The sequence below is a fragment of the Leifsonia shinshuensis genome, from assembly GCF_031456835.1.
Classification (GTDB): domain Bacteria; phylum Actinomycetota; class Actinomycetes; order Actinomycetales; family Microbacteriaceae; genus Leifsonia; species Leifsonia shinshuensis_C.
Genome location: NZ_JAVDVK010000001.1, coordinates 3,639,068 through 3,662,366 on the forward strand (window position 1 = coordinate 3,639,068; position 23,299 = coordinate 3,662,366).

Sequence of the window (23,299 nt, forward strand, 5' to 3'; positions counted from 1 at the left end):
GCCTACAGCACGTCGGTGGACCCGGTGATCTTCAGCGCATCCACCACCGACTTCACGCGCTGAGCGTTCTCGCTCGTGGTGACGAGCAGGGCGTCGGGCGTGTCGACGACCACGATGTCCTTCACCCCGATCAGGCTGATGACCCGGCCGCTCTGGCTGACCACGATGCCGCTCGACGAGTCCGCGAGCACGCGGGCGTTCTCGCCGAGGATGGCGAGGTCCGACTTGCGGCCGCCGGAGTTGAGCTTGGCGAGCGAGGCGAAGTCGCCCACGTCGTCCCAGTCGAAGTAGCCGGGGATGACGGCGAGCCGGCCGGCCGCCGCGGCGGGCTCCGCGACGGTGTAGTCGATCGCGATCTTCTCCAGGCCCGGCCAGATGCGGTCGACCGCCGGCCCGCGGGTGGCGGGGTCGTCCCACGCCTCGGCGAGCTCGAGGAGCCCGGCGTGGAGCTGCGGCTTGTTGCGGCCGATCTCCTCGAGCAGCCGGTCGGCGCGCGAGATGAACATGCTGGCGTTCCAGAGGTAGGAGCCGTTCGCGAGGTAGCGCTCGGCGGTCTCCAGGTCCGGCTTCTCCTTGAAGGAGTCCACCGCCAGGGCGCTGGGCGCGCCGTCGATCTCCAGCCGGTCGCCGTAGTGGATGTAGCCGAAGCCGACCGCGGGCTCCGTCGGCCGGATGCCGATGGTCGTGATGTAGCCGGCTTCCGCGGCGGCCGCGGCCTCGCGCACGGCCGACTGGAACAGCGGCAGGTTCTTGATGACGTGGTCCGCGGCGAACGAGCCGATGATCACACCGGGCTCCCGGCGTTCCAGGATGGCGGCCGCCAGGCCGATGGCGGCCGTGGAGTCCCGCGGCTCCGACTCCAGCACGACGTTCGGGTCGGCGAGGTCGGGGAGCTGGCGCTCGACGGCCAGCCGGTGCGCGCGCCCGGTGACGACCATGATGCGCTGCTCCCCGGAGAGCGGCGCCAGCCGGTCCCAGGTGTCGCGGAGCAGCGTCTGGCCGGAACCGGTCAGATCGTGGAGGAACTTGGGCGCGTCCGCGCGCGACAGCGGCCACAGCCGGGAGCCGATGCCTCCGGCCGGGATCACGCTGTAGAAGCGGTCGATGGGAGGCCCCTGGGTGATCCTGCGCTGCTGCGTCATGCCGAAAGGATACCGAGCGGTGCCGGACACCGGCCGTTCACGGTCACGACACCGGCCGAACCTAGCGTGAGGCCATGCGGGTCGCGGTGGTCAGCGAGAGCTTCCTCCCCACGGTGAACGGGGTCACGACGAGTGTGCTGCGGGTGCTGGACCACCTCGCGGCCGAGGGGCACGAGGCGATCGTGATCTGCCCGGATGCGGGCGCCCCGGCCGAGTACGCCGGCTTCCGCATCCACCAGGTGCCGTCGATCGCCTACCGCCAGTTCCCGGTGGGGCTGCCGAGCCCGCAGGTGCAGCGCATCCTCTCGGGGTTCGGGCCGGACGTGCTGCACGCGGCGTCCCCCTTCTTCCTCGGCGCGCAGGCGATCGCCGCGGCCAACCGCCTCGGCGTCCCGTCCGTCGCGATCTACCAGACCGACGTCGCCGGCTTCGCCCGGCGCAACGGCCTCGGGGTCACCTCGGCGATCGCCTGGAAGTACGTGCGATGGGTGCACGAGGGCGCCGACCTGACGCTCGCCCCGTCCGCGGCGAGCGAGTACGACCTCCGCACGGCCGGGGTCAGCCGGGTGGGCCGCTGGGGACGCGGCGTCGACCTCGAGCGCTATCACCCCAATAAGAGGAGGACGCCCGCGGCGGCCGCGCTCCGGGAGCGCCTGTCGCCGGACGGCGAGACGGTCGTCGGCTACGTCGGCCGCATCGCCCCCGAGAAGCAGGTGGAGCGGCTGCGGGCCCTGCGCGGGATCGGCGGCGTCTCGGTCGCCATCGTCGGCGACGGCCCGTCGCGGGATGCGGTCGCACGCGAGCTGCGCGGCGTCAACGTCCACTGGCTCGGCCGGCTGGGCGGCGACGACCTCGCCGCGGCCTACGCGGCCTTCGACGTGTTCGTGCACACGGGCTCCGAGGAGACCTTCGGTCAGACGGTGCAGGAGGCGCACGCCTCCGGGCTCCCGGTGGTCGCCCCGCGGGCGGGCGGACCGATCGACCTCGTCGAGCACGGTGTCGACGGGCTGCTCTTCCCGCCCTCGGACGACCGGGCGCTCCGCGCCGCGGTGTCGATGCTCGTCCACGACGGAGCGCTGCGGCGCCGGATGGGTGAGGCCGGACGCCGGGCCGTGCTCGGCCGCAGCTGGGACGTGATCTGCCGCGAGCTCACCGGTCACTACGAGCGCGTCATCCTGAGTGCCGTCAGCGGGGTGGGAGCGTACAGTTAGGTGGCCCCAGCGGGCCGCCCGCCTTGCACTCTCGCGACCCTCGGAGGTGACCGATGGCCAACATGAATCGACGCGGCATCCCCATGCCCTTCGTGACCAGGACCCGCCGGGCCGAGCCTCCATCCGCCTCGGTCGCGCGGCAGCAGACCGACCTCGCGCCAGGCCGGCGCAGCATGGTCGACAGCGCGATCTACGCCGACGGCGTGCGGGTCGCCTCGCCGACCACCCTCGCCGAGACCTACACGGCGCTCGACCGCACCCCCGGCGGCGTCGCCTGGATCGGCCTCTACCGGCCGAGCGAGCAGGAGCTGCTCTCGCTGTCGGAGGAGTTCAACCTGCACCCGCTGGCGATCGAGGACGCCATCGTCGCCCACCAGCGGCCGAAGCTGGAACGATACGACACCGTCCTCTTCGTCGTGCTCAAGGCGGCCAACTACCTGGACGCGCCCGAGGAGGTCGACTTCGGCGAGCTGCACCTCTTCGTCGGACGCAACTTCGTCATCACCGTCCGGCACAGCGAGTCGCCCGACCTCTCGCACGTGCGGCAGCGGATGGAGGGGGAGCCCGAGCTGCTCGCCCTCGGCCCGCAGGCCATCCTGTACGCGATCATCGACGCCGTCGTGGATGCGTACAGCCCGGTCGTCGCCGGTCTCGCCAACGACATCGACGAGATCGAGACGCAGGTGTTCGGCGGCGACGCCCTGGTGTCGCGGCGCATCTACGAGCTGTCGCGCGAGGTCATCGACTTCCAGCGGGCGACGCATCCCCTCTCGGCCGTCATGCTCGCGCTGGAGCGCGGGTCGGCGAAGTACGGGGTGACGCAGGAGCTGGAGCGGCGCCTCCGCGACGTGGCCGACCACCTCACCCAGGTCAACGAGCGGGTGGACGGGTTCCGCTATCTGCTGCGCGACATCCTCACCGTGAACTCCACGCTGGTGTCGGAGCGGCAGAACGAGGAGATGACCCGGCTGGCGCACTCGAGCCACCGGCAGGGCGAGGAGGTCAAGAAGATCTCGTCGTGGGCGGCGATCCTGTTCGCCCCGACCCTGATCGCGAGCATCTACGGCATGAACTTCACGCACATGCCGGAGCTGGAGTGGCCGCTGGGCTACCCCCTCGCCGTGCTCGCGATGGTCGGCCTCAGCGCACTGCTGTACTCGATCTTCAAGCGGCGGGGCTGGCTCTGAACCGGCCCCTCCCGAACGGGTGACAGGCCGCTCGAATGAGCACGTGCCAACCGCGTGAGCGTTTGTAACGCTTGCATGAAGAAGCCGGATTTTCGAACGGAGTGGTTCGTCACATTCGGTAACGTGAACCGCAGAAGCCTGCGATTACCCGCGCGGCTACGCATCTTGGAGGAATCACCTTGACAATCACAGCCCGTAAGGCCGGCCTCGTCGGCCTGGCGGCGATCGGCGTCATGTCGCTGCTCGCCGCGTGCTCGGCTGCCCCGTCGGACAGCTCGTCCGGCGGCGCCGCGAAGAGCGACTTCCAGCCCTGCATGGTCTCCGACTCCGGCGGATTCGACGACCACTCGTTCAACCAGCTCGGCTACGAGGGTCTGCAGCAGGCCGCGAAGTCGCTGAACGTGAAGTACAAGTCGGCCGAGTCGAAGAGCGAGAACGACTTCGCTCCGAACATCGACAGCATGGTCAACGCGAACTGCAACCTCGTCGTGACGGTCGGCTTCCTTCTCAAGGACGCGACGGAGAAGGCCGCGAAGGCGAACCCGGACGTCGACTTCGCGATCATCGACGACAACGAGATCCAGGCGAAGAACGTCAAGCCGATCATCTTCGACACGGCCCAGGCCGCGTTCCTGGCCGGCTACGCCGCCGCCAGCTACTCGAAGACCGGCATCGTCGGCACCTTCGGCGGCATGCAGATCCCGACGGTCACCATCTTCATGGACGGCTTCGCCGACGGTGTGAAGTACTTCAACGACCAGAAGGGCAAGTCCGTCAAGGTCGTCGGCTGGGACGTCGACAAGCAGAACGGCTCCTTCACCGGTGGCTTCGACGCCAACGAGACCGCGAAGAACACGGCTCAGGGCATCATCGACCAGAACGCCGACGTCATCATGCCGGTCGGCGGCCCGATCTACCAGTCGGCCGCTCAGGCGATCAAGGACTCCGGCAAGCCGATCGCGATGATCGGTGTCGACGCGGACGTCTACGAGTCCGACCCGACCGTGAAGGACCTGCTCCTCACCTCGGTCATGAAGGGCATGAAGCCGGCGACCAACGACGTCGTCACGCAGGCCGCCAAGGGCAAGTTCGACGCGACCCCGTACGTGGGCACGCTGAAGAACGACGGCGTCGGCATCGCGCCGTTCCACGACTTCGAGTCGAAGGTGGACTCGGGTCTGCAGGGTGAGCTCGACAAGATCAAGGCCGGCATCATCGACGGCTCGATCAAGGTCACGTCGCCCTCGTCGCCGAAGCAGTAATCAGCGACCAGAACGCATCGACGGGGAGGTCAGCCACGGCTGGCCTCCCCGTTGCGTTCCGCACTTGTCCGGGATGCTCATCTGAGCACACACTGACATATGTGCAGAAAGGTAGGGTGAGGAGGCGCGACGAGGCCACCAGCCGTTCCGCGTGCCCCTCTCCGTAACACGGCTCTGTGCTCCACAAGGCGCTGCGCTCCCCACGGGCGAGTAAGAGAAGGAACCCACCCGAATGAAGCTCGAACTCCGCGGCATCACCAAACGGTTCGGTGCCCTGGTCGCCAACGACCACATCGACCTCACGGTCGAACCCGGCGAGATCCACTGCCTGCTCGGTGAGAACGGCGCAGGCAAGTCCACCCTGATGAACGTGCTCTACGGCTTCTACCAGGCCGACGAGGGCGAGATCCTGCTCGACGACGTCGTCCAGCGGTTCGCGGGTCCGGGTGACGCGATGAAGGCCGGCATCGGCATGGTGCACCAGCACTTCATGCTCATCCCCGTCTTCACGGTCGCGGAGAACGTGATGCTCGGCCACGAGCAGACGAAGTTCGGCGGCCGCCTCGACCTGAACGCGGCCCGCGCGAAGGTGCGCGAGATCTCCGCCCGGTTCGGCTTCGACGTCGACCCGGACGCCCTGGTGGAGGACCTTCCGGTCGGCGTCCAGCAGCGCGTCGAGATCATCAAGGCGCTCTCGCAGGACGCCAAGGTGCTCGTCTTCGACGAGCCGACCGCTGTGCTGACCCCGCAGGAGACCGACGAGCTGATGGCGATCATGCGCCAGCTCAAGGAGCAGGGCACCGCGATCATCTTCATCACCCACAAGCTCCGCGAGGTGCGCGAGGTCGCCGACCGCATCACCGTCATCCGCCTCGGCAAGGTGATCGGCGAGGCCGAGCCGACCGCGACCAACGTCGAGCTCGCCTCGATGATGGTCGGCCGCGCCGTCTCGCTCACGGTCGAGAAGGAGGTCGCCACCCCCGGCGCCCCCGCGCTCGTCGTGAAGAACCTCTCGGTGATCGACCCGATCGGCCAGCTGGTCGTCAACAACGTCAGCTTCGAGGTGCGCGCCGGCGAGATCCTCGCAATCGCGGGCGTCCAGGGCAACGGGCAGACCGAGCTGACGGAGGCGATCATCGGCCTCCAGCCGCGCGTCCAGGGCGAGATCCTCCTCGACGGCACGCCCATCCAGGGTCACAGCGTGCGCAAGGTGCTCGATGCCGGCGTCGGGTTCGTGCCGGAGGACCGCAACGAGGACGGGCTGGTCGGCGAGTTCAGCATCCAGGAGAACCTGATGCTAGACCGGTCGACCGGGGATCCGTTCGTCAAGGGCGGCAACATCCAGTTCTCGTACCTGAAGGACTTCGCCGAGGAGAAGGTGCGCGAGTTCGACGTGCGCACCCAGTCCATCGACACGAAGGTCGGCCGGCTCTCCGGCGGCAACGCGCAGAAGGTGGTGCTCGCCCGCGAGCTCAGCCGCGAACTGCGCCTGTTCGTCGCGGCGCAGCCGACACGCGGTCTGGATGTCGGATCGATCGAGTTCGTGCACAAGCGCATCGTCGAGACCCGCGACGCCGGCGTCCCGGTGATCGTGGTGTCGACGGAGCTCGACGAGGTCGCGGCCCTCGCCGACCGGATCGCCGTGATGTACCGCGGGGGGATCGTAGGAATCGTGCCGGGGGACACGTCGCGTGACGTCCTCGGCCTGATGATGGCCGGCGAGTCGCCGGAGCAGGCAGGAGCAGCAGCATGACCGGGACCGACACCGCGCCGGCCCAGCCCGTGGAGCCGGGAGCCCCGGCCCCCGCGTCCGGCCGGGGCGAGGAGCCCTCGCGCTGGAGCAGGGCGGTCCGCGACATCATGAGCGGACCGGTGATCATCTCGGTGCTGGCCGTCGTGCTCGCGCTGGTCGTCGGAGCCGTGCTCATCGCGGTCACCGACCCGGACGTGCAGAAGGCCGCCGGCTACTTCTTCGCCCGGCCCGGTGACACGTTCTCGGCGATCTGGACCTCCGTGTCCGACGCCTACGTGTCGATGTTCCAGGGCGCGATCTACAACTTCCGCCGGCCGACGTTCTCCGCCGGCATCCGGCCGCTCACCGACACGCTCACGTTCGCCACCCCGCTGATCGTCAGCGGCCTCGGCGTCGCGCTGGCGTTCCGCGTCGGTCTGTTCAACATCGGCGGCCAGGGGCAGATCCTGATCGCCGCCGCGGCCTCCGCCTGGGTGGGCTTCTCGTTCGACCTGCCGCCCGTCGTGCACCTGGTGCTGGCGATCGTGGCCGGCATCGTCGGCGGCGCGATCTGGGCCGGCATCGTCGGCCTCCTGAAGGCGAGGACCGGCGCGCACGAGGTGATCGTCACGATCATGCTCAACTACATCGCCTTCTATCTGATCGCCTACATGCTGCGCACGCAGGGGCTGCTGCAGGCGCCGGGCTCCAACAACCCGAAGGCGCCGGCCGTGCACCCGAACGCGGTGTTCCCGCCGCTGTTCGGCGAGCAGTACAACCTGACCTGGGCCTTCATCCTGGTCATCGCCGCGACGGTGTTCGTGTGGTGGCTGATCAACCGGTCCGGCCTCGGCTTCCGCTTCCGCGCGGTCGGCGAGAACCCGAACGCAGCACGCGTCGCGGGCATCAACGTCAAGAACATCTACGTCTACGCGATGCTCATCGCCGGTGGACTGGTCGGCCTCGCGGGCGCCAGCCAGGCGCTCGGCGTGTTCCCAGCGGGCATCAGCTCCGGTGTGGATGCGGGTATCGGCTTCGACGCGATCACCGTCGCGCTGCTCGGCCGCTCGCGGCCGTGGGGCGTCTTCATCGCCGGCCTGCTCTTCGGAGCCCTGAAGGCCGGCGGCTACACCATCCAGGCGGCCAACGACATCCCGATCGACATCGTGCTGATCCTCCAGTCGCTCATCGTCCTCTTCGTCGCGGCGCCGCCGCTGGTGCGCGCGATCTTCCGTCTGCCCGAGCCGGGGAGCGCGCCCCGGAGACCGGGTCCCATCGTCACGAAGGAGGTGGAGGCCAAGTGACCACCACCGCCCCCGTCGTCCCCGACTCGTCGCCGATCGTCCTCGAGAAGGCGGAGATCCGGTCCTGGAAGGCCCCGATCGCCCTCGCCGTCTTCGTCGTGATCAGCATCGTGCTGTTCTTCGGCTTCGCCCGGCACGGAGAGAGCACGTTCCGCTTCTCGGAGACCTCCGACGCGATCAAGCTGGCGAACCTCACCGTCGACACCTTCGTCACGACGACCATCGTCACCATCCTCCTGATCGTGCTGACGGCGCTCAGCGCGTACTACTCGTACCGCGCCCGCAAGACGCCGATCTGGCTGGTCATCGTCTTCGCCGCGCTGTTCATGTTCGCCTTCCTCGCCTGGGCGGGGTCGGGCGAGCTGCCGGTGCCCGTCACCGGACTCCTGCTCGGCACGATCAGCCTCTCCGTGCCCCTCGTGTTCGGCGCCCTGGGCGGTGTGATCTCCGAGCGCGGCGGTGTCGTGAACGTCGCCATCGAGGGCCAGCTGCTCGCCGGAGCGTTCGTCTCCGCGATGACCGCGACGCTCACCGGCAGCTGGGTCGTCGGCCTCCTGGCCGCGCTGATCGCCGGCGTGCTGGTGTCGTTCGTGCTCGCGGCGTTCTCGATCAAGTACCTGGTCGACCAGGTGATCGTCGGCGTCGTGCTGAACGTGCTGGTCACCGGCCTCACCAGCTTCCTCTACTCCACCGTGCTCGCGGGCGACCCGCAGCTGCTCAACCACCCGCCGCGCCTGCCGGAGTGGCCCATCCCGGTGCTCGGCGACATCCCGATCATCGGCCCGGTGCTGTTCCGCCAGACGATCATCGAGTACCTGATGTACATCGCGATCTTCGCGGTCTGGTTCGGGCTGTTCAAGACCCGCTGGGGCCTCCGCCTCCGCTCGGTCGGCGAGCACCCGGAGGCCGCGGACACCGTGGGCATCAACGTCAACAGCACCCGGTTCTGGAACGTCTCCCTCGCGGGTGCCGTCGCCGGGCTCGGCGGCGCGTACTTCACGCTGGGGTCGGTCGGCGCCTTCTCGAAGGAGATGACCGCTGGTCAGGGCTTCATCGCCCTCGCGGCCGTGATCTTCGGACGCTGGGACCCGATCCGGGCGACCCTCGCGGCGCTGCTGTTCGGCTTCGCCTCCAACCTGCAGAACGTGCTCGGCATCATCGGCTCGCCGGTGCCCAGCGAGTTTATGCTCATGCTCCCGTACGTCGTGACGATCTTCGCGGTGGCCGGCCTGGTCGGGCTCTCGCGGGCGCCCGCCGCCGACGGCAAGCCGTACATCAAGTCATGAGCGACAGGAGCGGAACCGCAGGCATGAGCGACGCGATCGACTGGGAGGCGCTGCGCGTCGCCGCGACCGAGGCGATGCACCACGCGTACGTGCCGTACTCGAAGTTCCCGGTCGGCGCGGCGGCCCTCGTCGACGACGGCCGGATCGTCAGCGGCTGCAACGTCGAGAACGCCAGCTACGGCGTGACGCTGTGCGCCGAGTGCGGACTGGTCTCGTCGCTCGCGATGACCGGGGGCGGCCACCTCGTCGCCTTCACCTGCGTCAACGGCGACGGCGACATCCTGATGCCGTGCGGCCGCTGCCGTCAGCTGCTGTACGAGCACTCGGCCGAGGGGATGCTGCTGGAGACGGTCTCCGGCATCCGCACCATCGACCAGGTGCTGCCCGACGCGTTCGGGCCGCGCCAGCTCGCCGCCTACGCGGCCGAGCACGAGAACGACTGAACAGGAACACCTTCGTGACCGATCTTGCAGGAGAGGTCGAGGCGTTCGACGCCGTCGACCTGATCAGGACCAAGCGCGACCGCGGCGAGCTCAGCACCGCCGAGATCGACTGGCTCGTGGATGCATACACCCGCGGCTACGTCGGCGACGAGCAGATGTCGGCGATGACGATGGCCATTTTCCTCAACGGGATGACGCGCCGCGAGATCAAAGACCTCACGCTCGCGATGATCGCCTCGGGCGAGCGGATGGACTTCTCCGGGCTCGGCAAGCCGACCGCGGACAAGCACTCCACGGGAGGCGTCGGCGACAAGATCACGCTGCCCCTGATGCCGCTGGTGGCGACCTTCGGGGTCGCCGTTCCGCAGCTCTCCGGCCGCGGCCTCGGCCACACCGGCGGGACGCTGGACAAGCTGGAGAGCATCCCCGGCTGGCGCGCCAACCTCAGCAACGAGGAGATGTTCGCCCAGCTGCGCAACGAGGGCGGCGTCATCTGCGCCGCCGGTTCGGGTCTCGCCCCGGCGGACGGCAAGCTGTACGCGCTGCGCGACATCACCGGGACGGTCGAGGCCATCCCGCTGATCGCCTCCTCGATCATGTCGAAGAAGATCGCCGAGGGCACCGGTGCGCTGGTGCTCGACGTGAAGTTCGGATCCGGAGCGTTCCTGAAGGACATCGAGCGCTCGCGCGAGCTGGCTCGCACCATGGTGGAGCTGGGCCGGGACGCCGGGGTCGCGACGTCCGCGCTGCTGACCGACATGAACGTGCCGCTCGGCCTCGCGATCGGCAACGCGAACGAGGTCCGCGAGTCCGTCGAGGTGCTCGCCGGCGGCGGCCCCGCCGACATCGTCGAGCTGACGGTCGCCCTCGCCCGCGAGATGCTGACGCTGGCCGGGCGCCCGGACGAGGACGTCGAGGCGGCGCTGAAGGACGGCCGCGCGATGGACAAGTGGCGCGAGGTCATCCGCGCGCAGGGCGGCGACCCCGACGCGGCCCTCCCGGTGGCCAAGGAGACCCACACGGTGGTCGCCGACAGCGACGGCGTGCTGGTCGAGCAGCAGGCGCTGCCGTTCGGCATCGCCGCCTGGCGCCTCGGCGCCGGCCGCGCCCGCAAGCAGGACCCGGTGCAGCACGCCGCGGGCATCGACCTGCATGCGAAGCCGGGGGACGAGGTCCGCGCCGGCCAGCCGCTGTTCACGCTGTCCGCCGACGAGCCCGCCCGCTTCGAGCGCGCGCTGGAGGCGCTGCAGGGCGCGTACCGCATCGCGCCCGCAGGGACCCCGTTCGAGCGCGGCCCGCTGATCGCCGACCGCATCGCCTAGGCTGAATCCCATGAGCGACGCCTGGAACGAGTACGAGCTGGCCGACGGCACGGAGATCCGTCCGCTTCCGAAGGTCTCCCTCCACGACCACCTGGACGGCGGGCTCCGCCCGGCGACCGTGCTGGAGCTGGCCGACCAGGCCGGCGTCGAGCTCCCGGCGCAGGACCCCGCGGAGCTGGGCCGCTGGTTCGGCGAGAAGTCGAACTCCGGCTCGCTGGTGGAGTACCTGAAGACGTTCGACCTGACGACCGCGGTCATGCAGACCCGGGAGGGTCTGAGCCGCGTCGCCCGCGAGTTCGTCCAGGACCTCGGCGAGGACGGCGTCGTCTACGGCGAGATCCGCTGGGCCCCCGAGCAGCACCTCACGCGCGGGCTCTCGCTCGACGAGACGGTGGAGGCCGTGCAGGAGGGCATCGAGCAGGGCATCCAGGATGTGCGCAGCGCCGGTGGGCGCATCCGCGTCGGCCAGCTGGTGACCGCAATGCGTCACAATGACCGCGGCCTGGAGATCGCCGAGCTCGCCGTCCGCCACCGCGACCGCGGCGTCGTCGGCTTCGACATCGCCGGCCCCGAGGCCGGTTTCCCGGCGTCGAACCACCGCGCGGCGTTCGACTACCTCGCCTCGGAGTTCTTCCCGGCCACCGTGCACGCGGGGGAGGCCGACGGCCTGGACAGCATCCGCAGCGCGCTCCTCGACGGCCGCGCCCTGCGCCTGGGACATGGCGTCCGCCTGGCCGAGGACATCACGATCGAGCGCCAGGACGACGAGAACACCTACGTCACGCTGGGTTCCCTGTCCCAGTGGGTGAAGGACCGCGAGATCGCGCTCGAGACGAGCCCGACCTCCAACCTGCAGACGGGCGCCATCGCGGCCTGGGGGGACGACATCCTCGACCACCCGTTCGACCTGCTCTACCAGCTGGGCTTCCGGGTCACGGTGAACACCGACAACCGGCTCATGAGCGGCACGACCCTCACGCGCGAACTGAGCCTGCTGGCGGACGCCTTCGCGTACGACCGGACCGACCTCGAGATCTTCCAGCTGAACGCCACCGCTGGCGCGTTCCTGCCGCTCGAGGAGCGCGAAGAGCTGGCCGAGATCATCACAGCAGGTTTCGAGGGTTCCTGACCCACCGGGCGTTACGCTGAACTCATGTCACTGCCACCGCTGCCTGATTCCGCCATCACCGTCGGCGCGCACGCCGTCGACTGGCGCCAGGCCGTCGAGCTGGCGGGGGAAGCGCTGGCGCGCTCCGGGGCCACGGAGCAGGGGTACGGGCAGCGCATGATCCAGGTGATCGAGGAGTTCGGCGCGTACATCGTGATCGCTCCGGGGCTCGCGCTCGCGCACGCCCGTCCGGGGCCCGACGTGAACGCGGACGGCCTGTCCGTCGTCACGCTGGACGAGCCGGTGGTGTTCGGTCACCCCCACAACGACCCCGTCTCCGTCGTGCTCGGTCTCGCCGTCTCCACGCCGGAGGCGCACGTGACGAGCGTGGCCGAGCTGGCCAACGTCTTCAACGACCCGGAGGCCATCCCGGCGCTCGCGGCGGCCACCGATGTCGCGGAGGTGCAGCGCATCCTCACGCTGACCGAGGAGGAGACGGCGCGGTGAAGATCGTCGCCATCTGCGGCGTCGGCGTCGGGACGTCGGGCATCCTGAAGGTCAACGCAGAGCGCGTCCTCGACCGGCTGGGCATCGACGCCGAGGTGACCGCGTCGGACGCCGCCAACATCGCGGAGGCGGCGGCGAACGCCCAGGTCGTGCTCACGTCTCCCGAACTGGTGGACCGGATCGGCCGCACCAACGCGGACGTGATCGTCGTCAACAACTACTTCGACCTCGAGGAGCTCGAGCAGAAGCTCGACGAAGCCCTCGGCTGAGGTCGTCAGCCTCGCAGCAGCGCCTCCACGAGCCCGGGGAACCGGGCGTCGAGCTCGTCGCGCCGCAGCTGGATCTCGTGCGTGCGGCCGGACACGATGGTGCGCGTGACGCCGGCCTCGCGGAGCGTCTTGAAGTGGTGCGCCATGGTCGACTTCTGCACGTCGACGCCCCACTCCGTGAGAGTCTTCGGATGCGGGCGCCCGTCGGCGAGCACGCGCACGATCTGCAGCCGGATGGGGTCGCCGACCGCGCGCAGCACATCCACGAGCTGGACCTCGGACATGTCGGGGGTGGGGTAGTCGGTCATGCGCACCAATTGTTTGACAATCATCGAACAATAGTCGTACCTTAACGGTATGACATCCGTCGAACAATCGTACCGCAGAACGCTCCCCGCACTGCTGGTGCTCGCACTCGCGCTGTTCGTGGTCGGCACGAACGCCTTCGTGATCGCCGGGCTGCTGCCCCGCGTCGCCACCGGGCTGGGGGCGACCCCCACCCAGGTCAGCTGGTCCATCACCACGTACAGCCTCGTCGTGGCCGTCGCCGCCCCGGCGGTCTCCATCCTGCTGCCGCGGGTTCCCCGCGCCGGCCTCATGGCCGCGGGCCTCGGCGTCTTCGCCCTCGGCACCGCCGTCTCGGCGCTCGCCCCGAACCTCACCGTGTTCATCGCGGGCCGCACGTTCTCCGGCCTCGGCGGGGCCGCGCTCGTGCCGACGGCGACCGCCGCAGCCGCGTCGCTCGCCCGGTCGGGCAAGCGCGGGCAGGCGCTGGCCATCGTGGGCGCCGGGTTCACGCTCGCGACCGCGGTCGGGTCGCCGCTCGGAACCGCGCTCGGCGGACTCGCCGGCTGGCGGTTCGCCCTGTGGTGCATCGTGGCGCTCGCCGCGGTGCTCGTGGTCGCCATCCCGCTGCTGGTGCACGGGGTGCCGGTCCCGCCGGCGGTCTCGCTGGGGCGGAGGCTCGCGCCGCTCGCCGACCTGCGGATCGTCGCCCCGCTCGCCACCACGCTGCTGATGATCGCGGGCTTCAACATCGTCTACATCTTCTCTGCGGCGGTGACCCACGCCTCCACCGGCGGATCGGGAACCCTGCTCGCGGTCCTGCTGCTGGCCTACGGTGTCGCGGGTGTCGCGGGCAACGCGGTGGCCGGCCCGCTCACCGACCGGTTCGGGAGCAGGGCGGTGGCGACGTTCGCGCTCGCCGCGCAGGCGGTCACCCTGGTCGTGCTCGCGGCGACGGAGGCGTCGTTCGTCGCGTCGGTCGTGGTCTTCGCGCTCTGGGGCGTCGCGGCGTTCGCCATCGCCATCCCGGTGCAGCACCGGCTGGTGCACGTGGAGCCGGAGAACGCGGCGCTCGCCCTCTCGTGGTACTCCACCGCGATGTACGTCGGGATCGCCATCGCCCCGCCGATCGGCACGCTGGCGCTGGCGGCCGGCGGTCCGGTGGCGGTGCCGCTGGCCGGTGCGGTCGTCACCGTCGCAGCCCTCGCCGCGTTCCTGCTCGGCTACCTGGCGCGCGCTCCGCGCGCCGTCACCGCCTGACGGGAGCCGCCCAGCGGGCCGCGCCGCCCCTTCGTCGGGGTCGGCGCGGCCCGCTGCGGCGCTCGCTCAGGCCGTCAGCAGCCGCATCGCCTCGGCGAGGGCCGTGACCCGCGCCGTCGCCGTCGCGCGACGCTCCTCGACCGTTCCCTCGTCGCTCGACGCGTCGATGTAGATCTTGAGCTTCGGCTCGGTGCCGCTCGGTCGCACCATGACGCGGGAGCCGTCCTCCAGGAGGATGCGCAGCACGTCGCTGGGCGGGAGGCCGCCGAAGCCGTCACGAAGGTCGTCGATCTGCGTGACGCGGACGTCGCCCAGGTGGCTCGGGGGCGCCGACCGCAGGGCCGCCATGATCTCGCCGATGCGCGACAGCTCGGTCACCCGGAGCGAGATCTGGTCGCTCGCGAAGAATCCGAACCGCTCCGCGAAGGCGTCCAGCTGCTGCGCGATCGTGACGCCGCCGGCCGCGAGCGCGTTGGCCAGGTCGAGGAACGCGACGGCCGCGGAGATGCCGTCCTTGTCGCGGACGGTGCCGGGGTTCACGAGGTAGCCGAGGGCCTCCTCGTAGCCGTAGACGAGGCCCGGGGCCCGGGAGACCCACTTGAAGCCGGTCAGGGTGTCCGCGAAGTCGAGCCGGTACGCGCGGGCCACGGCGGCGAGGGCGGGGGAGGACACGATCGAGCAGGCCAGGGTGCCGAAGGCGCCCCGCTCGTCGGCGGACGCGGTGGCGAGCTCGGCGGCGCGCCAGCCGAGGAGTGCGCCCACCTCGTTGCCGGAGAGCCGGCGGTAGCCGTCGGCGCTGGCCCGGTCAGGGATGGCGACGGCGAGGCGGTCCGCGTCCGGGTCGTTGGCGATGATCAGGTCGGCCCCGGCGTCGCGAGCCGTCGCGAAGGAGAGGTCCATCGCCCCCGGCTCCTCCGGGTTCGGGAACGCCACCGTGGGGAAGGCCGGGTCCGGGTCGATCTGGGCGGCGACGGGCGTGGGGGCGGCGAAGCCGGCCCGCGCGAAGACCTCGCGGGCGGTGCGCCAGCCGACGCCGTGCATCGCCGTGTAGACGAACGAGACGGCGTCGCGCGCAGCCGGCGACGAGGCGACGTCGACGGTCGCGTCGATGTACGCCTGCTCGACCTCGTCGGGCGCCACCTCGTAGCGGTCGGACCGGGGGAGGTCGGCGACGCTTCCCGTGGCGACGTCGAGGATGTGCGCGGCGATCTCCGCATCCACCGGCGGCACGATCTGCGAGCCGTGGTCCTCGCCGCCGAGGTACACCTTGTAGCCGTTGTCGTTCGGGGGATTGTGGCTCGCCGTCACCATGACGCCCGCGCTCGCCTCCAGGTGCCGCACCGCGAAGGCGAGCACCGGCGTGGGCAGGAGACGCGGGAGCAGCACGGCGCGGATGCCCGCCCCGGCCATGAGCTCGGCGGTGTCGCGGGCGAACACGTCGGAGTTCTTGCGGCCGTCGTAGCCGATCACGACCGACGGCGTCCCGCCCTCGGCGTGCTCCAGCAGCCAGCGCGCCAAGCCCGCGGCGGCCTGGGCGACGAGCACCCGGTTCATCCGGTTGGGGCCTGCGGCGATCTCCCCGCGCAGTCCGGCCGTGCCGAACGCGAGGCGCTCGTCGAAGCGGGAGTGGAGGTCGGCGACGGCCTCGGCGGACCCCGCCTCGGCGGCCACGATGAGGGAGTCGAGCTCCGCGCGGGTCTCCGGGTCCGGGTCCTGCGCCAGCCAGGCGCGGGCCTCCTCGAGCAGCTGCGGCGTGTCCTTCGTGCTCACGGTGTGCTCGGTGGTCACAGGGCCTCCACGATCTGGGCGAGGAGGGCGCTGATCACCGGCTCGGCGGCACGGCCGGCGTCGATGACCTCCTGGTGGCTGAGCGGGGTCTTCTGGATGCCGGCGGCGAGATTCGTGATCAGCGACATCCCGAGGATCTCCATGCCGGCCTGCCGGGCCGCGATGGCTTCGAGCGCGGTGGACATGCCCACGATGTGGCCGCCCATCGCCTTCGCCATCTGCACCTCGGCGGGCGTCTCGTAGTGCGGGCCGCGGAACTGCGTGTACACGCCATCGTCGAGCGACGGGTCGATCGTGCGCGCGAGCTCACGGAGGCGGTGCGCGTAGAGGTCCGTCAGGTCGATGAACGTCGCGCCCTCCAGCGGCGAGTCCGCCGTCAGGTTGATGTGATCGCTGATCAGCACGGGTGTGCCGGGCTTCCAGTGGTCCTTGATGCCGCCCGCCCCGTTCGTGAGCACCATGGTGGTCGCGCCCGCGGCCGCGGCAGTGCGGACGCTGTGGACGACGCGGCGGACGCCGTGACCCTCGTAGTAGTGCGTGCGGGCGCCGATGACCAGGGCGTGCTTGCCGTTCGGCAGACGGATCGACCGCACGGTGCCGACGTGGCCTTCGAGTGCCGGCTTGCTGAAGCCGACGATCTCCGTGGCGGGGACGGTCGCGACCGTCTCCCCGATGAGGTCGGCGGCCCTGCCCCAGCCGCTGCCGAGGGTGAGAGCGATGTCGTGGCGCTCCACCCCGGTCTTCTCGGCCAGCTGGGCGGCGGCCTGGCGGGCCACGTCGAACGGGTCGGCGGCGGGGTCGTCGAGCGGGTTGGTGGTGGAATCCAGCATGGACCAACTCTACTGAGGCGCCGGCTCTCCACAGGGCGGCGGCAGGATGCGCATCGGTGCACCCCCATACGGAAGAATGGTCGGCATGGCGTATGAATTCGAGCGGAAGCAGCGCATCGCGGTTCTCGGCGGCGGCCCGGGCGGCTACGAGGCGGCCCTGGCGGGCGCGCAGCTCGGCGCCGACGTGACCCTGGTGGAGCGTTCCGGGGTGGGTGGCTCCGCGGTCATCACCGACGTGGTGCCGTCCAAGAGCCTGATCGCGACCGCGGAGGCGACCAACTCGATCGGCGAGGCCACCGACCTCGGCGTCCAGTTCTTCTCGCGGGGAGACACCGGGAAGCCGGTCCGTCCCGAGATCGCGGTCAACCTGTCGGCGGTCAACAAGCGGCTGGTCGGGCTCGCCCGGCAGCAGTCGGAGGACATGCGGGCGGAGCTCGTCCGCTCGGGCGTGCGCATCGTCAACGGGGAGGGCCGCCTCGACGGCGACGGCGCGATCATCGTGTCCACCGCGAAGGGCGACTCCGGCACCGACTTCGACCGGGTCGAGGGCGACACGATCGTCATCGCCGTCGGCGCGAGCCCGCGCATCCTGCCGTCCGCCGTCCCGGACGGGGAGCGCATCCTCACCTGGACCCAGCTCTACGACCTGCAGTCGGTGCCGTCGCACCTCATCGTGGTCGGGTCGGGTGTCACCGGCGCGGAGTTCGCCTCGGCGTACACGGCGCTCGGCTCGAAGGTCACGCTCATCTCCTCCCGCGACCAGGTGCTGCCCGGCGAGGATGCGGACGCGGCGGCCGTGATCGAGAACGTCTTCAAGCGCAACGGCATGCAGGTGCTGTCGAAGTCCCGCGCCGAGTCGGTGGTGCGCACCGAGAACGGCGTGATCGCCACCCTCACCGACGGACGCACCGTCGAAGGGTCCCACTGCCTCATGGCCGTCGGCTCCGTGCCCAACACATCCGGGATCGGGCTCGAGGAGGCCGGGGTCCAGGTCACGAAGTCCGGCCACATCCGGGTCAACCGCGTGGCGCGCACGTCCATCCCGAACATCTACGCCGCGGGCGACTGCTCCGACTCGCTGCCGCTCGCCTCCGTCGCCAGCATGCAGGGCCGCACCGCGGTCTTCCATGCGATGGGCGACGCGGTCAACCCGATCGAGCTCCGCAACGTGACCTCGAACATCTTCACGCAGCCGGAGATCGCCACGGTCGGGTGGAGCCAGAAGCAGATCGAGGAGGGCATCGCGCAGGGCGACGTCTACAAGCTGCCGCTCAAATCGAACCCGCGGGCCAAGATGCTGGGCATCCGCGACGGCTTCGTGAAGCTGTTCGCGCGCACCGGCTCTGGCACGGTCATCGGCGGTGTCATCGTCGCGCCGCGCGCCTCCGAGCTGATCTTCCCGCTCGCGCTCGCCGTCGAGCAGCGGCTGACCGTCGACGAGGTGGCCCGGGCGTTCACGGTGTACCCGTCGCTCTCCGGCTCCATCACCGACGCGGCACGCGCGATGCACATCGTGCTCTGATCGGAAGGCCCGGGGGATGGAGCTCGCGCTGACCGTCGGCGTCCTCGCCGTGCTGGCGATCGCGGCGGCCGGCACGATCGGGCCAAAATTCGGGGTGGCGTCCCCGCTGATCCTGGTTGTCGCCGGCATCCTGGTCAGCCTGTTGCCGTTCGTGCCCGCGCTGGAGCTGAAGCCCGAGTGGATCATCGCGGGCGTCCTCCCACCGCTTCTCTACTCCGCGTCGGTCTCCATGCCCGCCATGAACTTCCGGCGCGAGTTCGGCGCCATCGGCGGGCTCTCGGTGCTGCTGGTCATCGTCACCTCGGTGCTGCTCGGACTGTTCTTCGCGTGGGTGATCCCCGGCCTGGGGCTCGCCTGGGGCATCGCCCTCGGCGCCATCGTGAGCCCGACCGACGCTGTCGCCACGAGCATCGTGAAGCGCGCCGGGATCTCTCCGCGCGTCGTCGCGATCCTCGAGGGCGAGAGCCTGCTCAACGACGCGACCGCGCTGGTGCTGCTGCGTTCGGCGGTCGCGGCCGCGGCCGCATCCTTCACCCTGGGCAGCGTTACCCTGTCGTTCTTCTACTCCGTCGCCGTCGCCGTGGCCTTCGGAGTGCTCGTCGGCTGGCTCAATTTGAAGGTTCGCCAGCGGGTGAAGGATGCGACGGTCAACACGGTCATCTCGTTCACTGTCCCGTTCCTCGCCTCGCTGCCCGCGGAAGCGCTCGGCGCCTCCGGCCTCGTGGCGGCCGTCGTCGCCGGACTCGTGACGGGCAGCCGGGCGCCGCGCCTGCTCTCGCCGGAGCACCGCCTCTCGGACGCGCAGAACTGGCGGACGGTGGAGCTCATCCTCGAGGGCCTGATCTTCCTCACCATGGGGCTGGAGCTGTTCGGCATCCTGCAGAACGTGCAGAACGACCACGCCGGCGTGCTGCCGGCGATCGGGGTTGCGGCCGGGGCACTGGTGCTGACCATCCTGGTGCGCGCCGGTTTCGTCGCGCCGCTGCTCGCGCTGCTCGCGCGGCGGCACCGGCGGGGCGAGCGGATGCGCCCGCGGCTGCAGCAGCTGCAGGAGCACCTGTCCGACCCGGAGGCGCTGCAGCGCGGGATCGCGCGGCGGGTGGCGCCGGCGGGGCCGGCGGCGCTCACGGCGGGGCCGGGGGAGGCGGATGCGCGGGCGGCGGATGCGGACGGCTCGGGCGACGGGGTGGATGCCGGCGGGGTGGATGCTGCCGGGACGGACGCCGCCGGGGCGGACGCTGCCGTGGGGGAGGCTGCCGTGGGGGACGCTGCCGTGGCGGATCAGGTGTTCGCCTACCCGCGCGCGGAGGGCCAGCGGGCGATCTCGCCCCAGCGGGCGGAACGTCGCCGGCGTCGCCTGGCCCGCCGCGGCATCCCCACCGTCGAGAACCTGACCCGCTTCGGAACGCGCCTGCGCCGGGTGCTCGCGGACATCGACTACTTCACCGGCGCGCCGCTCGGCTGGCGGGAGGGCGCGATCGTGGTGTGGGCCGGGATGCGCGGCGCTGTGACCGTCGCGGCCGCCCAGTCGCTGCCGACGGAGACGCCGGGACGCTCGGTGCTCGTGCTGATCGCGTTCCTCGTCGCGGCGGGCTCGCTCCTGCTGCAGGGCGGAACCCTCACCCTTGTGCTGCGGCTCGTGAAGCCCGCAGGGATCGACCCGCAGGCCGAACGCGACGAGCGCCGCCGCCTGATGGAGCTGCTGTTCGAGGCGGGCAAGACGGTACCGCTCCCATCCACCACCGAGCGCACCCCGGAGGTCTTCGCCGAGTACAAGGCCGCGCGGCTGGCCCAGCTGCGGGCTCAGCGCGACGCGCTGCTGGACGCGCGCGACGACGGCACGTTCAGCGCGGACGTGCTGGAGGGCGCACTCGTCAACCTCGACGCCGACGAGATCAGCATCGACCTCAAGGGCGACCCCGGCGACCCCACGGGCTGACGCCCCGCCCGCCCCGCACGCACCCGTCTGCTCACGATTTGGCACAAATCGTGGCAATGCGCAGCCCATAACGACGATTCGGCACAAATCGCGGCCGACATCGAAGGCACATTCGGCACGAATGACCGGGATGCCGCGCGCAAAGCCTTCATTCGGCACGAATGGCGACCGAGCACGAAGCGCGCATTCGGCACGAATCACCGTGACGCTCGGCGCAGAGCCTTCATTTGGCACGAATCGCGCTCGAGCGGCAGACGCACATTCGGCACGAATCGAGGGGATGCCGCACGTAAAGCGTCCATTCGGCACAAATCGCGGCAATGCGCCGCGCATAACGACGATTTGGCACAAATCGTGCGACTGCCGCGCCGAACGCGGCGGCGGCGTCAGACGATGTTGAGCAGCAGGTGACCGGACGAGACCGTCTCGCCGACCGACGCGTTGATGCCGGAGACCGTGCCGTCCTTGTGGGCGGTGAGCGGCTGCTCCATCTTCATCGCCTCGAGGACCAGCACGAGGTCGCCCTTCACCACCGGGTCGCCGTCGGCCACCGCGACCTTGACCACGGTCGCCTGCATCGGGGCGGTGACGGAGTCGCCGGTCGCGGTCTCGACGGCGTGCGCGCCGCCGCGACGGCGGGGAGCGGGGGCCGCGGCCGGCTCACCGGCGCCGCCGCCGCTGAGCAGCTTGGCGGGCAGAGAGACCTCGATGCGCTTGCCCTCGACCTCGACGACCACGTTGCTGCGGCGCTCGGCGGCGGGCTGGTCGCCCAGTTCGCCGGACCACGGCTCGATCGTGTTGTTCCACTCGGTCTCGATCCAGCGCGTGTACACCGAGAACGGCTCGCCGTCCTGCGGAGCGAAGGCGGGGTCGCGGACGATGGCGCGGTGGAAGGGGAGCACGGTGGGGAGCCCGGCGACCTCGAACTCGTCGAGGGCGCGGCGGGAGCGCTCGAGCGCCTCCTCGCGGCTGGAGCCGGTCACGATCAGCTTGGCGAGCATCGAGTCGAACGCGCCGCTGATGACGTCGCCCGCCTGGATGCCGCTGTCGACGCGGACACCGGGGCCCGCGGGGGCCTTGAAGATGTGCACCGGGCCGGGCGACGGGATGAAACCGCGGCCGGCATCCTCGCCGTTGATGCGGAACTCGAACGAGTGGCCGCGCGGGGCGGGGTCGTCGTAGTCGAGCTCGCCGCCCTCGGCGAGCCGGAACTGCTCGCGCACCAGGTCGATGCCGGTGACCTCCTCGGAGACGCAGTGCTCGACCTGGAGGCGCGTGTTGACCTCCAGGAACGACACCGTGCCGTCCTTGCCGATGAGGAACTCGCAGGTTCCGGCGCCCTGGTAGCCGACCTCCTTGAGGATGGCCTTGGACGACGAGTAGAGCTTCTCGGTCTGCTCGGGCGTGAGGAACGGCGCGGGCGCCTCCTCGACGAGCTTCTGGTGGCGGCGCTGCAGCGAGCAGTCGCGCGTGGACACCACGACGACGTTGCCGTAGGCGTCCGCGAGGCACTGCGTCTCCACGTGACGCGGCTCATCGAGGTACTTCTCGACGAAGCACTCGCCGCGGCCGAAGGCCGCGATCGCCTCGCGGGTGGCCGACTCGAAGAGCTCGCCGACCTCCTCGCGGGTTCTGGCCACCTTGAGGCCACGTCCGCCGCCGCCGAAGGCCGCCTTGATGGCGACGGGCAGGCCGTAGACGTCGACGAAGTCGAGCACCTCGGCGGCGTCCGCCACCGGGTTGAGGGTGCCGGGGGCGAGCGGAGCACCGACCTTCTCGGCGACGTGGCGCGCCGAGACCTTGTCGCCCAGGCGCTCGATCGCCTCGGGGGACGGGCCGATCCAGGTGAGACCCGCCGCGATCACGGCGCGGGCGAAGTCGGCGTTCTCGGCCAGGAAGCCGTAGCCGGGGTGGACCGCATCGGCGCCGGAACGGCGCGCGACCGACAGGATCTTGTCGATGACCAGGTACGTCTCCGCGCTGGTCGAGCCGTCGAGCGCGTACGCCTCGTCCGCGAGCCGGACGTGGAGCGCATCCCGGTCCTGGTCGGCGTAGACGGCGACGGAGGCGATGCCGCTGTCCTTCGCTGCACGGATGACGCGGACGGCGATCTCGCCGCGGTTGGCGATCAGAACCTTGGTGATACGGGGCACAGTTCCCTAGCCTATTGCTCGATATCGAACGAGATTTGGTCGATCCCCACAAAAATGGCCGACCGCAAACTCCGACAGCCTACAACGCGGCTCGGTCGAGCTGCTCAGCGGGCGGGCGTCCAGAGCGAGGTCCACTCCGCTCCGAGGCGGATGACCAGCTCGCGCAGGGTGGACAGCGACAGCCCGACCACGGTGCTCGGGTCGCCTTCGACGCTCGTGATGAACGGACCACCCAGGCTGTCGATGGTGAACGCGCCGGCCACCTCGAGCGGCTCGCCGCTCGCGACGTACGCATCGATCTCGGCGTCGGTCACGTCGGCGAACGTCACCGAGGCGCGCGCCACCGCTCCGGCGGCCGCGTTCTCCCGGCCGTCGCGGTGGTCGATCAGCCAGTGCCCGGAGTGCAGCACGCCGGTGCGGCCGCGCTGCTGCCGCCAGCGGTCGCGCGCGACCTCCGGCAGGTGCGGTTTGCCGTGGATGGCGCCGTCGATGGCGAAGGCCGAGTCGCCGCCGAGGATGAGGCCGTCGATGGGCTCGCCGTCGAGCGTGCCGCGTACCGCCTCCGCCTTCAGCCGCGCGAGCAGCTGCACCATCGCGTCGGCGCTCAGGGGCCCGTGCTCCGCCTCCGCGGCCGCGACCGCGGCGGGCTCGTCGACGTGCGACGGCACCACGACCGGCTCGATGCCGGCCGCCCGCAGCAGCGCGAGACGGGCGGGGGAGGTGGAGGCGAGGTAGAGGCGCATGGTCAC

The 23,299-nt window shown here is 70.6% G+C and carries 20 protein-coding genes; 14 read left to right on the plus strand and 6 right to left on the minus strand.

Annotated elements, in window-relative coordinates; all coding sequences use genetic code 11:
* Positions 1-2: 2 nt before the first annotated feature.
* Entirely contained in the window at positions 3-1,142 is a 1,140-nt protein-coding gene (locus J2W45_RS17765) for a mannose-1-phosphate guanylyltransferase (protein ID WP_310134570.1), read from the minus strand.
* Between the two features lie 74 nt (positions 1,143-1,216).
* On the opposite strand from J2W45_RS17765, the gene J2W45_RS17770 reads away from it, so the two are divergent.
* The 11 genes from J2W45_RS17770 to J2W45_RS17820 all read left to right on the plus strand — a co-directional run bounded on the left by J2W45_RS17770 (position 1,217) and on the right by J2W45_RS17820 (position 12,773).
* Positions 1,217-2,353 carry a glycosyltransferase family 4 protein gene (locus tag J2W45_RS17770; protein ID WP_310134572.1) on the plus strand — a complete coding sequence of 379 codons (1,137 nt, stop codon included), beginning with the start codon at positions 1,217-1,219 and terminating at the stop codon, positions 2,351-2,353.
* Between the two features lie 53 nt (positions 2,354-2,406).
* The gene (locus J2W45_RS17775) at positions 2,407-3,540 is read left to right on the plus strand and encodes a magnesium and cobalt transport protein CorA (protein ID WP_310134573.1); all 1,134 of its coding nucleotides are present in this window, start codon (positions 2,407-2,409) and stop codon (positions 3,538-3,540) included.
* Between the two features lie 179 nt (positions 3,541-3,719).
* Complete coding sequence (locus J2W45_RS17780; RefSeq protein WP_310134574.1) at positions 3,720-4,802, plus strand: BMP family lipoprotein; 1,083 nt, start codon at positions 3,720-3,722, stop codon at positions 4,800-4,802.
* 232 nt (positions 4,803-5,034) lie between these two features.
* Complete coding sequence (locus J2W45_RS17785) at positions 5,035-6,555, plus strand: ABC transporter ATP-binding protein (protein WP_310134576.1); 1,521 nt, start codon at positions 5,035-5,037, stop codon at positions 6,553-6,555.
* A complete protein-coding gene (locus tag J2W45_RS17790) occupies positions 6,552-7,838 on the plus strand; it encodes an ABC transporter permease (protein ID WP_310134577.1) in 1,287 nt (428 codons plus the stop codon). Before J2W45_RS17785 ends, J2W45_RS17790 begins: the two co-directional genes overlap by 4 nt.
* A complete protein-coding gene (locus tag J2W45_RS17795; RefSeq protein WP_310134579.1) occupies positions 7,835-9,124 on the plus strand; it encodes an ABC transporter permease in 1,290 nt (429 codons plus the stop codon). Before J2W45_RS17790 ends, J2W45_RS17795 begins: the two co-directional genes overlap by 4 nt.
* On the plus strand, positions 9,121-9,567 hold the full coding sequence (locus tag J2W45_RS17800) for a cytidine deaminase (RefSeq protein WP_396427098.1): 447 nt from the start codon (positions 9,121-9,123) through the stop codon (positions 9,565-9,567). Before J2W45_RS17795 ends, J2W45_RS17800 begins: the two co-directional genes overlap by 4 nt.
* A 14-nt stretch (positions 9,568-9,581) precedes the next feature.
* Positions 9,582-10,889: a thymidine phosphorylase gene (locus J2W45_RS17805; protein WP_310134580.1), complete on the plus strand. Its 1,308-nt coding sequence runs from the start codon at positions 9,582-9,584 to the stop codon at positions 10,887-10,889.
* A gap of 10 nt (positions 10,890-10,899) precedes the next feature.
* Entirely contained in the window at positions 10,900-12,018 is a 1,119-nt protein-coding gene (locus tag J2W45_RS17810) for an adenosine deaminase (protein ID WP_310134581.1), read from the plus strand.
* Positions 12,019-12,042: 24 nt separating this feature from the next.
* The gene (locus J2W45_RS17815) at positions 12,043-12,504 is read left to right on the plus strand and encodes a PTS sugar transporter subunit IIA (RefSeq protein ID WP_310134582.1); all 462 of its coding nucleotides are present in this window, start codon (positions 12,043-12,045) and stop codon (positions 12,502-12,504) included.
* A complete protein-coding gene (locus J2W45_RS17820; RefSeq protein ID WP_310134583.1) occupies positions 12,501-12,773 on the plus strand; it encodes a PTS sugar transporter subunit IIB in 273 nt (90 codons plus the stop codon). Before J2W45_RS17815 ends, J2W45_RS17820 begins: the two co-directional genes overlap by 4 nt.
* A gap of 5 nt (positions 12,774-12,778) precedes the next feature.
* Here the strand turns inward: J2W45_RS17820 and J2W45_RS17825 are convergent, their stop codons facing one another.
* Positions 12,779-13,081 carry an ArsR/SmtB family transcription factor gene (locus J2W45_RS17825; protein WP_310134584.1) on the minus strand — a complete coding sequence of 101 codons (303 nt, stop codon included), beginning with the start codon at positions 13,079-13,081 and terminating at the stop codon, positions 12,779-12,781.
* 49 nt (positions 13,082-13,130) lie between these two features.
* Between J2W45_RS17825 and J2W45_RS17830 the strand changes: the two genes are divergently transcribed.
* Positions 13,131-14,318 (plus strand): MFS transporter, encoded by a 1,188-nt coding sequence (locus tag J2W45_RS17830; RefSeq protein ID WP_310134586.1) that lies wholly within the window; start codon positions 13,131-13,133, stop codon positions 14,316-14,318.
* 66 nt (positions 14,319-14,384) lie between these two features.
* On the opposite strand, the gene J2W45_RS17835 is transcribed toward J2W45_RS17830, so the two are convergent.
* The gene (locus tag J2W45_RS17835) at positions 14,385-16,106 is read right to left on the minus strand and encodes a phospho-sugar mutase (RefSeq protein WP_310134587.1); all 1,722 of its coding nucleotides are present in this window, start codon (positions 16,104-16,106) and stop codon (positions 14,385-14,387) included.
* The gene (locus J2W45_RS17840) at positions 16,103-16,936 is read right to left on the minus strand and encodes a purine-nucleoside phosphorylase (RefSeq protein ID WP_310134589.1); all 834 of its coding nucleotides are present in this window, start codon (positions 16,934-16,936) and stop codon (positions 16,103-16,105) included. Before J2W45_RS17840 ends, J2W45_RS17835 begins: the two co-directional genes overlap by 4 nt.
* Positions 16,937-17,021: 85 nt before the next feature.
* Here J2W45_RS17840 and J2W45_RS17845 point away from each other — a divergent pair, with 85 nt between their 5' ends.
* On the plus strand, positions 17,022-18,458 hold the full coding sequence (locus tag J2W45_RS17845; RefSeq protein ID WP_310134591.1) for an NAD(P)H-quinone dehydrogenase: 1,437 nt from the start codon (positions 17,022-17,024) through the stop codon (positions 18,456-18,458).
* 16 nt (positions 18,459-18,474) lie between these two features.
* Complete coding sequence (locus tag J2W45_RS17850) at positions 18,475-20,397, plus strand: sodium:proton antiporter (RefSeq protein WP_310134592.1); 1,923 nt, start codon at positions 18,475-18,477, stop codon at positions 20,395-20,397.
* A gap of 386 nt (positions 20,398-20,783) precedes the next feature.
* Here the strand turns inward: J2W45_RS17850 and J2W45_RS17855 are convergent, their stop codons facing one another.
* Complete coding sequence (locus J2W45_RS17855; protein WP_310134594.1) at positions 20,784-22,550, minus strand: acetyl/propionyl/methylcrotonyl-CoA carboxylase subunit alpha; 1,767 nt, start codon at positions 22,548-22,550, stop codon at positions 20,784-20,786.
* A gap of 104 nt (positions 22,551-22,654) precedes the next feature.
* Positions 22,655-23,293, minus strand: a complete 639-nt coding sequence (locus J2W45_RS17860) for a Maf family protein (RefSeq protein ID WP_310135086.1) — start codon at positions 23,291-23,293, stop codon at positions 22,655-22,657.
* Positions 23,294-23,299 lie beyond the last annotated feature (6 nt).

Coding starts and splice junctions, on each gene's coding strand:
- J2W45_RS17765 (WP_310134570.1), bottom strand. CDS start 1,142: ATGACGCAGCAGCGCAGGATCACCCAGGGGCCTCCCATCGACCGCTTC.
- J2W45_RS17770 (WP_310134572.1), top strand. CDS start 1,217: ATGCGGGTCGCGGTGGTCAGCGAGAGCTTCCTCCCCACGGTGAACGGG.
- J2W45_RS17775 (WP_310134573.1), top strand. CDS start 2,407: ATGGCCAACATGAATCGACGCGGCATCCCCATGCCCTTCGTGACCAGG.
- J2W45_RS17785 (WP_310134576.1), top strand. CDS start 5,035: ATGAAGCTCGAACTCCGCGGCATCACCAAACGGTTCGGTGCCCTGGTC.
- J2W45_RS17790 (WP_310134577.1), top strand. CDS start 6,552: ATGACCGGGACCGACACCGCGCCGGCCCAGCCCGTGGAGCCGGGAGCC.
- J2W45_RS17800 (WP_396427098.1), top strand. CDS start 9,121: ATGAGCGACAGGAGCGGAACCGCAGGCATGAGCGACGCGATCGACTGG.
- J2W45_RS17810 (WP_310134581.1), top strand. CDS start 10,900: ATGAGCGACGCCTGGAACGAGTACGAGCTGGCCGACGGCACGGAGATC.
- J2W45_RS17815 (WP_310134582.1), top strand. CDS start 12,043: ATGTCACTGCCACCGCTGCCTGATTCCGCCATCACCGTCGGCGCGCAC.
- J2W45_RS17825 (WP_310134584.1), bottom strand. CDS start 13,081: ATGACCGACTACCCCACCCCCGACATGTCCGAGGTCCAGCTCGTGGAT.
- J2W45_RS17830 (WP_310134586.1), top strand. CDS start 13,131: ATGACATCCGTCGAACAATCGTACCGCAGAACGCTCCCCGCACTGCTG.
- J2W45_RS17840 (WP_310134589.1), bottom strand. CDS start 16,936: ATGCTGGATTCCACCACCAACCCGCTCGACGACCCCGCCGCCGACCCG.
- J2W45_RS17845 (WP_310134591.1), top strand. CDS start 17,022: ATGGCGTATGAATTCGAGCGGAAGCAGCGCATCGCGGTTCTCGGCGGC.
- J2W45_RS17850 (WP_310134592.1), top strand. CDS start 18,475: ATGGAGCTCGCGCTGACCGTCGGCGTCCTCGCCGTGCTGGCGATCGCG.
- J2W45_RS17860 (WP_310135086.1), bottom strand. CDS start 23,293: ATGCGCCTCTACCTCGCCTCCACCTCCCCCGCCCGTCTCGCGCTGCTG.